The organism is Protofrankia sp. Cas8 (assembly GCF_963555845.1).
Taxonomy (GTDB): Bacteria; Actinomycetota; Actinomycetes; order Frankiales; family Frankiaceae; genus Protofrankia.
Map to the genome: position 1 here is coordinate 1,317 of NZ_CAUVXI010000190.1, position 9,950 is coordinate 11,266.

A 9,950-nucleotide genomic window follows, 5' to 3' on the forward strand; every position below is an offset into this window, starting at 1 on the left:
GCGCGCCGACCCGGCCCGCACCGCGGACCTGGATCCGCGCGTGGCGTCGGGCCCGCAGCATCCGATGGACATGGGTCGGGTCGGTTGAGCCCAAGGAGATCGACGCAAGGTCCGGCACCAGCCGTTCGTGGTCCAACATCGACAGTGGCGAGCGGTCGGCGGGAGCCGCATCCTCGATCATGCCGGTGTCCTCCAACAGGACCACGAGTTCGCGTCGGGCCGCGTCGAGGGAGCTCAGCACCTGCTCACGCGATCGGGTGCCGTCGAGCATGTCGAGCACGGAGGCGTCCCGAGCGGTGAGCCCGCCGAGGACGATCGCCCGCACCGGGTCGACGCCTATTTGCAGGGTGGACCCGTCACGCCAGAGCCGGCGTAGGCCGGGCTTGAGGATGGGGCGCACCGCGTCCTCCTCGGCAGAAGGCGACTAGCTCGTGCCATGACAGTCTCATGCCGGTCGCCGTTGTATACCGATATCGACCCATCTGTGGATAACGGTCGCATTTAGTCGAAATTCCAGACGGCGCCTGTGGACGACCGTCGGTCCAAGGGCCGAGCCGGCCGGCAGCCCGGGTCCCCGGGTCCCCAGGCCGCCGGCTGGAGGAGTCAGGCTCGCCCGGACTCCGGGTTCCGGGGTCCGGGCGGGAGCCCTGCGACATGTGTCCTGTGTGCGTCAGAGCTATGTGCTTCAGGCCTTGCCGAGGATCCTGTTGATCGTGGTGCCGCAGACCGGGCAGGTGCCTCGCGCCATCCGGCGCCCGGACTCACTGACCCGCACTTCGCCCTGGTAGTGCCGCTTGTCCTTGCACTTGACGCAGTAGCCCTCGAATGTCTCTGCCACCCGTTCTCCCCTCGCGCCGTCGGTCGTCGGTGACGAACCGCGGGTTGTCAACGAAGAAGGCCGGCCCGAATGGCCGACCCGACGCCATCCTGTCGGATTCGGTGATCGTGCCCTCTGCTGGGGCACGGGAAGGGCGCCCGGGAGCCTCCGGCGGCGCGCGAGCGACGGTGGCGCCGCCTTCGGTTAGGGTCGGGAAAGTCCGGGATGGCCAGCCTGGCGGGTCCACGACCGCTCCGGCGGCGCCGGGCGACGTCCCGCCTCCCGACGACTTCCGCCTCCCGACGACTTCCGCGACACCAGGAGCCGATCGTGTCCGAACCGTTGCTTGTCCAACGTCCCGCGGATGGTGTCATTCTGCTGACACTGGCTCTGCCCGAGCGGCGCAACGCCATGAGCGTGGCACTCACGCAGGCTTGGTCGACGGCGTTGGACGAGATCATCACCGATCCGCACGTGCGGGCAGTGATCGTAACGGGACAGGGCAGTGCGTTCTGCGCCGGTGGTGACCTCGACTGGGTCGACCCGCGGACGAGCGGAGCGGCCGGCACCGAGCAGTTGCGTGCGAAGATGCTCACCTTTTACCGGACCTGGTTGAAGATCAGAGCGGTGGAGGTACCCACGATCGCGGCGGTGAACGGTGCCACGGTGGGCGCCGGGTTGTGTCTCGCGCTTGCCTGCGACCTGCGTTTCGCCTCGGTGGACGCCACCTTCTGCGCGCCTTTTACCCGCCTTGGCATGCATCCGGGGATGGCGGCCACCCGGTTGCTGCCCGAGGTCGTCGGTGCGGTCCGAGCCAGAGAGCTGATTTTCACCGGCCGGATGGTCGACGCCCGGGAGGCTGCGGCGATCGGCCTGGTCAACGCTGTGGTGCCCGCCGCCGACCTGGTCGCGACCGCGGTGGACACCGCGGTGCGGATCGCCGAGGCCGCGCCGGTCGCGACCAGACTGGCCAAGGTCGCGTTGAGCGGTGCCGACGATCTCGATCGGATCCTGCAGTGGGAAGCGCTCGCCCAAGCCACGACCATGGCCAACGGCGAGGCGGCTGAGGGGATCCAGGCGCAGCTCGACCGACGCCCGCCGTCGTTCGCCCCCGCGAGTGCTGTGGGGCCTACGACCTCCGGGCGCGCGATTTGACGATCGGTGAGAAGCCCCCGGCACGCGGCCGGGCTCTCCAGCTTCCCCTTCTGGAGGGTCCGCCGGTGACCGGGGACTTCGTGTCCGCCAAGCTATGGCCGCGTAGCGGTGGCGGTCAACGACCGCCACGCGGATCAATGGCGGGACCTGCGTCGTCCGGTGGTTGCGGCCGGGGAGGCTCCTCCTGGGCGGGGGTGTCGCGCAACCGGTCCAGTTCCGCGATGGGGTCGCCCACCGTGCTGGTGTCGCCCGCGGCGAAACCCTGCGGGTCAGCGAGATCATCGGCGCTCGGAAGCAGATCGGGGTGTGCCCACAGGGCATCGCGTCCGTCGATCCCCCGGAGCTCTGCCACGGCCTGCCACAGCGTGGCCGCCTCGCGCAGTTTGCGCGGGCGCAGGTTGAGGCCCACAAGCGTGGCAAAGGTCTGCTCGGCTGGCCCACCCTCGGCGCGGCGGCGGCGCACCATCTCCCGCAGCCTGGACGCACCGGGCAGGTTCTTCGTGGCGGCGGTGTCGGTGACGGTCTCCACCCAGCCCTCGACCAGGGCGAGGATCACCTCCAGGCGTGCCAGCGCCGCGGTCTGCTCAGGTGTGGTCGCCTCGTCGAAGACGTCCTCACCGAGTGCTTCCTGCAGACTCGCCGGATCCATGATCCGGGTCGGGTCGATCATCCCCATCGCCCGCGAAACCGCTTCGGAGTCGACCGCGATACCTCGGGCGTACTCCTCGACCGCACCGAGGACGTGCGCGCGGAGCCACGGGACATGGCCGTACAGGCGCTGGGACGCCGCTTCGCGTAGAGCCAGGTAGATCCGGACCTCGCTGGTGTCGATCCCCAGGCCCGAACCGAACGCCTCGACACCCGCCGGGACGAGCGCGGCTGTGCGCGGTGGGCTCAGCGGCAGCCCGACATCGGTGGAGGAGACGACCTCACGGGCGAGCAGGCCGATCGCCTGGCCGACCTGAGCGCCGAACAACATCCCGCCGACCTGGCTGACCATCTGCATGATCGGCCCGCCTGCGGCCGCCAGCTGGCTCAGGTCGAGGCCTGGCGGGATCTGTGCGGCAAGTTCAGGCGGCAGCCCACCGCCCGCATCGCCCATCTGCGCGAGTCCGCTGGAGATTCCGCCGCGCATGGCGTCGGCGACCCTCGTGGCCACCGGATCGCACAGCGTCCGCCAGACGGGCAGTGTCACCTCGATCCAGCGGCCACGCGTCCATCCCTCGGCGGTGGTCGCTCCGGCGGGTAGCGTCGTCACCGGGTCGAGCCAGATGTCGGCGAGCCGGACCGCTTGGCGGACGTCTTCGACCTCGGCGTCGGACACGGCGCGGTCAGCGTCGCCGAGCGTACGCACCGCGACTTGTCGCGCGAGCTCCCAGTTCACGGGCCCGTCGTGCCAGGCCAGCAGGCGCTCGAGCTCGGCGAAGAACGGAGCTCCGGTTCCGAACGGCATACCGGAGCCGCCGGCCGGGGACGATCCGCCCGGGGTGAACCCGAACGGGAAGCCGTCGCTCATGGTCGGCGTCCCAGCCGGGAGGATGTGACGTGAGGCCCGTGGCCCATGGATCCGGACATGCACCAACGGTAGTGCGTTTTCCCGCTGATGCCGAAACGACATCACGATACGGCCACCGCAACGGTCGGGATCGCCCACCCGGGCCTCGGCTGATGACGATGACGCGCCGGTCGCGCGGATACCCTACGGTCGGACCTGTGAGCCACATCCGTACCGGCCAGGCTGTCATTGTGGCGATCCGCGAACCGGAGTTGTCGGTTGACGAGTGCCTGAACGCCGTACGGGGGCCAGGCGTGGGTGGCGTCGCCGTCTTCATCGGCACGGTGCGCGATCACGATGGCGGGCATGACGTGGCCGAACTGGAGTACACCGCCCATCCACGGGCCGGTGCCGAGCTGGAACGGGTGGCCGCCGCCGTGGCCGCCGCTCACGCGGTAGAAGCAGTGGCTGTCACCCACCGGATTGGCCTGCTCGGTATCGGTGACATCGCCGTGGTCGTTGCGGTGGGGGCCCCGCATCGCGCCGAGGCCTTCGCGGCGTGTCGTCAACTGATCGACGACGTCAAGGCCCAGGTTCCGATCTGGAAGCGCCAGGTGTTTCTGGACGGTTCGTCGGAGTGGGTAGGCGCGTGCTGAACGTGGCCTCTACCATGGGCTTCGCCTCCCTCTTCCCCCGTCTCGACGCCGAGGCCGCCATGTGGTTCCTGCTCATCCCGCCGATCGCCGTCCTTGTCACCCTCGTCTGGCTCGCTCTGCGTTCACGCCCGGAACGCCGGCCCGAAGCGCTGATCACTGTGGAGGGTTACCGCCGCAGCATGGCCGCGCTTGCACGGCCCATGGACGTTGCGCGCGGTCCGTCTGTGCGTGCCGCATCCCTGCAGCCCCCAGCCCTGCCGACCCCCGCCACGACCGGTCCGCCTGATCCCCGGTGAGTTGATTTCCGTACTGGAGGGCCAAAGGGTGCGCGATGATCGTCAGATCGCGCGCCCGGAGGCCGTAGTCCCCGCGATACTGCCGGCCTGGTCGCTGCAGCCAGGCCATCAGGCCGCGAATCACAGGTCCTAGACTGCCAGCCATGGCGCGGCGTATCCAGACACTCCTCGTCGCATCCGTCCTGGCGCTGGTACTCGTGGTAATGGGTCTGTGGCTGCCCGTGCCATTTGTGATGCTGTCGCCGGGGCCGGTGACCGACACGCTCGGACGTCCCGACGGCAAGCCGCTGATCGAGATCGTTGGCCGCAAAACCTATCCCACGTCCGGGAACCTTGATCTCACCACGGTCGAGGAGGTACCGAAGCTCAGTGCGCTGGACGCGGTCCGCGGCTGGTTCGACGGCGACCGTGCCGTGGTCCCGCGGGAGCTGGTGCAGCCACCAGGCACGAGCGACGAGCAGGTCCGCCAGGAGAACACCGCGGCTATGATCGATTCGCAGGATCAGGCTACCTCCGCGGCTCTCGGTGAGCTCGGGATCACCCCGACCGGCACGTCCGTGGTTGTGCACGAGATCATCGATGCATCGTCGCCCGCCGCCGGTAAGCTGCGTGCGGGCGACGTGATCGTGGCGGTCGACGGCGTCGCCGTGACCACCCCGCAGCAGCTGCAGGAGGCGGTCCTCCGGGTCCGTCCGGGGCAGCCCGTGACGATCTCCTTCAGTCGTGACGGCGATGCGCCCACCCAGACGTCGATCACCACTGCCGCGGCGCGCAACGACCCGGGCCGTCCGGTCATCGGTATCACCACGACCGAGAAGCAGCATTATCCCTTCACGGTCGAGATCAAACTCACCGATGTGGGTGGACCGAGTGCCGGCCTCATGTTCGCGCTCGGCATAATCGATCTTCTCACGCCGGGCCAGCTCACGGGCGGTCGGACGATCGCGGGTACCGGCACCATCGACGCGAGCGGCACAGTTGGTCCGATCGGGGGTATTCAGCAGAAGCTTCTCGGTGCTCGCAGGTCAGGTGCGGTCGTCTTTCTCGTACCGGCGGCAAACTGCCCGGATGCCCGGGAATCGGCCCCGGCCGGCCTCAGGCTGGTGCGGGTCGCGACGCTCAAGGGAGCGATCGACGACCTGAATGCGCTCGCCGATAGCCCCCAGGCCCCCGTTCCTGGTTGCTGACCCGCTAGACCCGCCGACCCGCTAGACCCGCCGACCCGCTTCAGGCCCGTTCAGAGCGACCGGCGCCGACCGCTCAGCCGAAGGTCGCCAGCAGGCCGTCGACGAGACTGTCCGCGAGGTCCGGGTCGACCACGAGCTCGTCGTCGCCGCGGACCCGCAGACATGACGCGTGCTGCCCGTCCCGGGTCACTCCGACCGCGAGCCGGACGTCCTGGCGTTCGGGGTGGTTGGCCGCCCATATCTCGATATCCCGTTCATCGTAGGGAGTCTCCTGCTCAGCACTGGGCGGCAGGACCACGAGCTCGGTGACAAGGACGCAGCCGAGAACCTCCGGCGGCCAGCCGATTGCGGCGAGCACCTCGTCGAGGCGGCCGGCGGGCAGGGGTTCCTGCTCGACGGGGGTGAGTGAACCGGGCGCGGTGTCGCCAATGTGTGCGGCGAGCGTCGGTTCGCGGGCGATGAGTTCGGAGGTGTCGGCCAGCGCGTAGACCTGGCTGGGCTGATCCCAGCCCAGGTCGGCCACGTGCCGTTCGACCTCCAGCACAACAGCGGTCAACTCGTTGATGTCGGGGCTCGTCACGAGCGCATCCTCTCCGATGGCGCCACCCGGGCACTGGCGTAGGTTGCGTTCCAGGCGGACAACCCGGTCGTCTGCCCCGGACGCAAGGAGGAGCGAGTGGCAGCAGCCCGCAGACCACTGGTGGCGCGTACCCGCATCCTCATCCCCGCGCTGCTTGTGGTCATTGTTCTGATCATCCTGCTGGGTGTCTTCACGCGGCTTTACACCGACCTCCTCTTCTTCCGGTCGGTCGGGTTCAGCAAGGTCTTCAACACCGTCCTGTCGACACGGATACTGTTGTTCGTCCTCTTCGGTGCTCTGATGGCCGTGGCGGTCGGCACCAACCTTGTGCTCGCGTACCGACTGCGACCGCCGATCCGCCCCCTGTCACTCGAGCAGCAGAACCTCGAGCGGTACCGGGTGGCGGTTGAACCGTATTCGGTCTTGATCTTGATCGTGGTCTCGGCGTTGTTCGGTATCGTAGCGGGTGTCTCGGCATCCGGTCGATGGCGGACGTGGCTGTTGTGGCTCAATGGCAAACCCTTTGGGCAACGGGACCCGCAGTTCCATCGTGACATCAGCTACTACGCTTTCACGTACCCGTTCCAGCGTTTCCTGCTGGGTTTTCTGTTGACGACCGTGGTGCTGTCGTTGCTGGTGGCGGTGCTGACGCATTACCTGTTCGGTGGTATCCGGCTGCAGACCCAGGGAGAACGGGTGGTGCCGGCCGCGAAGGCGCACATATCCGTCCTGTTGGGGCTACTCGCCCTGCTCAAGGCCTGGGCCTACTACCTCGACCGGTTCGGGCTGGTGTTTTCCTCGCGCGGGGTCGTCAACGGTGCCTCCTACACCGACACCCATGCCGTACTGCCGGCCAAACTCATCCTGCTGTTCATCTCACTGCTGTGCGCGGTGCTGTTCATCTACAACATCTTCCAGCGCGGCTGGACGTTGCCCCTGCTGTCCGCGGGGATACTGGTGCTGTCAGCCCTGGTGGTCGGCGGAATCTATCCGGCGATCGTCCAGCAGTTCCAGGTTCGGCCGAACGAGGCGTCCCGTGAGGCGCCCTACATCAGCCGCAACATCGAGGCGACCCGCGCGGCATACGCGATACAGAAGATAGACCCACAGCCCTATAATGCGGGCACCACTCCCGACACCGCGAAGCTCGGTGCTGATTCGGCGACGTTGTCCAATGTCCGCCTGCTGGATCCCAACCGGTTGTCCCTGACCTACGACCAGCTTCAGCAGATCCGCAATTACTACGGCTTCCCGCCGTCGCTGGACATCGACCGCTACACGGTCGCCGGATCGGACGGCCAGCCCGCGACCCACGACTATGTGGTCTCCGTCCGGGAACTCGACCAGAACGGTCTCTCCGAGCAGCAGCGGAACTGGATTAATCTGCATCTGACATACACGCACGGCAAGGGCTTCGTCGCGGCGCCGGCGAATACCATTAACGAACTCGGGCAGCCGAAGTTCGCTGAGCTGAACCTGCCACCCACCGGGCCGCTGGGCCTGACCGAGAGCCGGATCTACTTCGGTGAGATGTTTCCAGGGTACTCGATCGTCGGCACGAAGCAGGCGGAGATCGACGGACCGGGCGCGACTGAGAACAGCGAGTCGACGACGACGTACGACGGTTCCGGCGGCGTGTCGATCGGCTCGACGTTTCGCCGGGCGCTGTTCGCGCTGCGGTTCCAGGAGAAGAACATACTGCTGTCGGGTGACATAACCGGGAAGTCCCGCATTCTGTACGTCCGCAACCCGCGTGAGCGGGTGAGTCAGGTCGCGCCCTGGCTCACGCTCGACGGCGATCCCTACCCGGCGGTCGTCAACGGGAGGGTGGTGTGGATCCTCGACGGTTACACCACGTCCGATGGATATCCATACGCCGAGCGTAAGACACTCGGTTCGGTTACCGCCGATGCCGTGACGGGCCGCGCGTCAAACCGGTCCGCGCAGGGGGCTAGCGAGGTCAACTACATTCGCAACTCGGTGAAGGCGACCGTCGACGCGTACGACGGAAATGTCTCCCTCTACGCCTGGGACGAGTCCGACCCGGTACTCCGGACGTGGATGAGCGCGTTCCCCGGGACCGTCAAACCGAAGAAGGAAATGCCGGCCGGGCTGCTGGAGCACCTGCGCTACCCGGAGGACCTGTTCAAGGTCCAGCGGGACCTTCTCGCCTCCTACCATGTACTCAATCCGCGTGACTTCTACTCCCAGGAGGACTTCTGGGCGGTCTCGCCGTCACCGGACAACCAGAACCAGCCACAACCACCCTTCTACGTGTACAGCCAGCTCGTTGATCATTCGCAGCCTTCGTTCAATCTGACCTCGCCGTTGCTGGCGAAGGGTTCGTCGAAGCTCGCGGCCTATATGGCCGTGTCGAGCGATCCGGGTAATTACGGAGAGTTCCAGGTGCTACGGCTACCGAAGGGCGTAACCATCAACGGGCCGGTACAGGTGCAGAACCTCATCGAGTCCAAGGGGGAGATCTCCAAGGAGCTGAGCCTGCTGCGGGGTGAGGGATCGCAGACGATCCAGGGGAACCTGCTCACCCTGCCGGTGGCCGGTGGCCTGCTCTATATCGAGCCGTACTACGTCCAGGCGCGGGAGAACGCGGTATACCCGACGTTGCAGCGGGTAGCCGCGGTGTTCGGTGATCGGATCGGCTTCGCGCCGACCCTGGACGAGGCCCTGAGACAGGTCTTCGGTGCGAGCGCCACGACACCCAACGGCACGACACCACCGGGCGCCACCACACCACCGGGTACCACCACGCCACCAGGTACCACGCCATCACCGGGAACGACCGGTAGTCCGGAGATCCAGCAGGCGATCGTGGATGCTGACCGTGCCTTTGCCGCCGGGCAGGACGCGTTGCGCAAGACTCCGCCGGACTTCGCCGCATACGGTGCCGCGCAGAAGGATCTGTCCGACGCGCTGAACCGGCTGGCACGGCTCACGGGGGTGCCTGCCGCCTCGGCGAGTCCCAGTCCCGCGCCGTCGGCATCGCCCTCAGCCGCCGCGCCGGCGTCTCCCCAGGCCGGCGCTGCGGGTGCGAGTCCGGGGCCGGCAGCGGCCCCGGTGGCCCCGGTGGCGACCACGTCCACGTCGCCGCCAGGCGGGTAGCCGGGCCGATCGGACCTTTGATCAAGCTCATTTGACAACCCCCACCCAGCGTCCTATAAGGTGAACTCACACCGACGCGGGGTGGAGCAGCTCGGTAGCTCGCTGGGCTCATAACCCAGAGGTCACAGGTTCAAATCCTGTCCCCGCTACCACGCAGTACCAGGGCGAAGGCCCCCGGAGAGATCTTCTCCGGGGGCCTTTCGCTTGCGTTCGTGTAGGCGAATCTGTAGGCGAGACCTCGAAACTGCTACCCCGGAGGGCCCCACTCGGGTCCCATCCCACCCAAGATCAGATCTGCGATCGCGCGGGCAACCTCACGGTCGGCATCAAGATCGGTATCGAGGTAGGTGCCCATGGTGAACGCCACGGAGGCATGGCCGACCCGTTCGCTGCACATACGTGGTCAGCGACCACCGCCGATACGACTGCCTTTCAGTCCAGCGGTCGCAGGCTCACATCCGTGCCCCGCCGCGATCTGGTATCAGGGGACGCTTCCGAAGAGGTCTTCGCCGGGGTCGTCCCGTGTGCCGGGGCCGTCCCGTGTGTTGTGGAGGGTGCGGCGGTAGGGATTGCGCCGGGGGGTTCGGGTCGGGTCGATCCATCCCGGGGGAATCCACTCGGGAACACCGTCGGCGGCGATCCGT

Annotated in this window: 9 protein-coding genes, 1 tRNA gene and 1 pseudogene; 6 read left to right on the top strand and 5 right to left on the bottom strand. The window is 67.5% G+C overall.

Features of this window, described 5'->3' with window-relative positions; genetic code table 11:
- Positions 1-400, bottom strand: a pseudogene (locus U9977_RS21475) (thiamine biosynthesis protein ThiF); the annotation flags it as partial.
- Positions 401-685: 285 nt separating this feature from the next.
- A complete protein-coding gene (locus U9977_RS21480; protein ID WP_322751089.1) occupies positions 686-838 on the bottom strand; it encodes a DUF5679 domain-containing protein in 153 nt (50 codons plus the stop codon).
- A 309-nt stretch (positions 839-1,147) separates the two neighbouring features.
- Here U9977_RS21480 and U9977_RS21485 point away from each other — a divergent pair, with 309 nt between their 5' ends.
- Positions 1,148-1,972, top strand: a complete 825-nt coding sequence (locus U9977_RS21485; RefSeq protein ID WP_322751090.1) for an enoyl-CoA hydratase/isomerase family protein — start codon at positions 1,148-1,150, stop codon at positions 1,970-1,972.
- Positions 1,973-2,087: 115 nt separating this feature from the next.
- On the opposite strand, the gene U9977_RS21490 is transcribed toward U9977_RS21485, so the two are convergent.
- The gene (locus U9977_RS21490) at positions 2,088-3,488 is read right to left on the bottom strand and encodes a zinc-dependent metalloprotease (RefSeq protein WP_322751091.1); all 1,401 of its coding nucleotides are present in this window, start codon (positions 3,486-3,488) and stop codon (positions 2,088-2,090) included.
- Positions 3,489-3,646: 158 nt separating this feature from the next.
- Here U9977_RS21490 and U9977_RS21495 point away from each other — a divergent pair, with 158 nt between their 5' ends.
- The 3 genes from U9977_RS21495 (at position 3,647) to U9977_RS21505 (ending at position 5,606) form a co-directional block, all read left to right on the top strand.
- The gene (locus U9977_RS21495; RefSeq protein ID WP_416210731.1) at positions 3,647-4,123 is read left to right on the top strand and encodes a molybdenum cofactor biosynthesis protein MoaE; all 477 of its coding nucleotides are present in this window, start codon (positions 3,647-3,649) and stop codon (positions 4,121-4,123) included.
- A gap of 14 nt (positions 4,124-4,137) precedes the next feature.
- Positions 4,138-4,419 carry a hypothetical protein gene (locus U9977_RS21500; protein WP_322751093.1) on the top strand — a complete coding sequence of 94 codons (282 nt, stop codon included), beginning with the start codon at positions 4,138-4,140 and terminating at the stop codon, positions 4,417-4,419.
- A gap of 143 nt (positions 4,420-4,562) precedes the next feature.
- Positions 4,563-5,606, top strand: a complete 1,044-nt coding sequence (locus tag U9977_RS21505; protein WP_322751094.1) for a PDZ domain-containing protein — start codon at positions 4,563-4,565, stop codon at positions 5,604-5,606.
- A 73-nt stretch (positions 5,607-5,679) separates the two neighbouring features.
- On the opposite strand, the gene U9977_RS21510 is transcribed toward U9977_RS21505, so the two are convergent.
- Positions 5,680-6,186, bottom strand: a complete 507-nt coding sequence (locus tag U9977_RS21510; protein ID WP_322751095.1) for a PPA1309 family protein — start codon at positions 6,184-6,186, stop codon at positions 5,680-5,682.
- Between the two features lie 96 nt (positions 6,187-6,282).
- Here U9977_RS21510 and U9977_RS21515 point away from each other — a divergent pair, with 96 nt between their 5' ends.
- Complete coding sequence (locus tag U9977_RS21515) at positions 6,283-9,306, top strand: UPF0182 family protein (protein WP_322751096.1); 3,024 nt, start codon at positions 6,283-6,285, stop codon at positions 9,304-9,306.
- A gap of 75 nt (positions 9,307-9,381) precedes the next feature.
- Positions 9,382-9,458 (top strand) — tRNA-Met (locus U9977_RS21520).
- A gap of 95 nt (positions 9,459-9,553) precedes the next feature.
- Here U9977_RS21520 and U9977_RS21525 read toward each other — a convergent pair.
- Positions 9,554-9,703: a hypothetical protein gene (locus U9977_RS21525; protein ID WP_322751097.1), complete on the bottom strand. Its 150-nt coding sequence runs from the start codon at positions 9,701-9,703 to the stop codon at positions 9,554-9,556.
- Between the last annotated feature and the right edge of the window lie 247 nt (positions 9,704-9,950).

Excerpts from the sequence above, each read along its gene's own strand:
- U9977_RS21490 (WP_322751091.1), bottom strand. The coding sequence starts at position 3,488 with ATGAGCGACGGCTTCCCGTTCGGGTTCACCCCGGGCGGATCGTCCCCG.
- U9977_RS21495 (WP_416210731.1), top strand. The coding sequence starts at position 3,647 with ATGACGCGCCGGTCGCGCGGATACCCTACGGTCGGACCTGTGAGCCAC.
- U9977_RS21500 (WP_322751093.1), top strand. The coding sequence starts at position 4,138 with ATGGGCTTCGCCTCCCTCTTCCCCCGTCTCGACGCCGAGGCCGCCATG.
- U9977_RS21505 (WP_322751094.1), top strand. The coding sequence starts at position 4,563 with ATGGCGCGGCGTATCCAGACACTCCTCGTCGCATCCGTCCTGGCGCTG.
- U9977_RS21525 (WP_322751097.1), bottom strand. The coding sequence starts at position 9,703 with ATGTGCAGCGAACGGGTCGGCCATGCCTCCGTGGCGTTCACCATGGGC.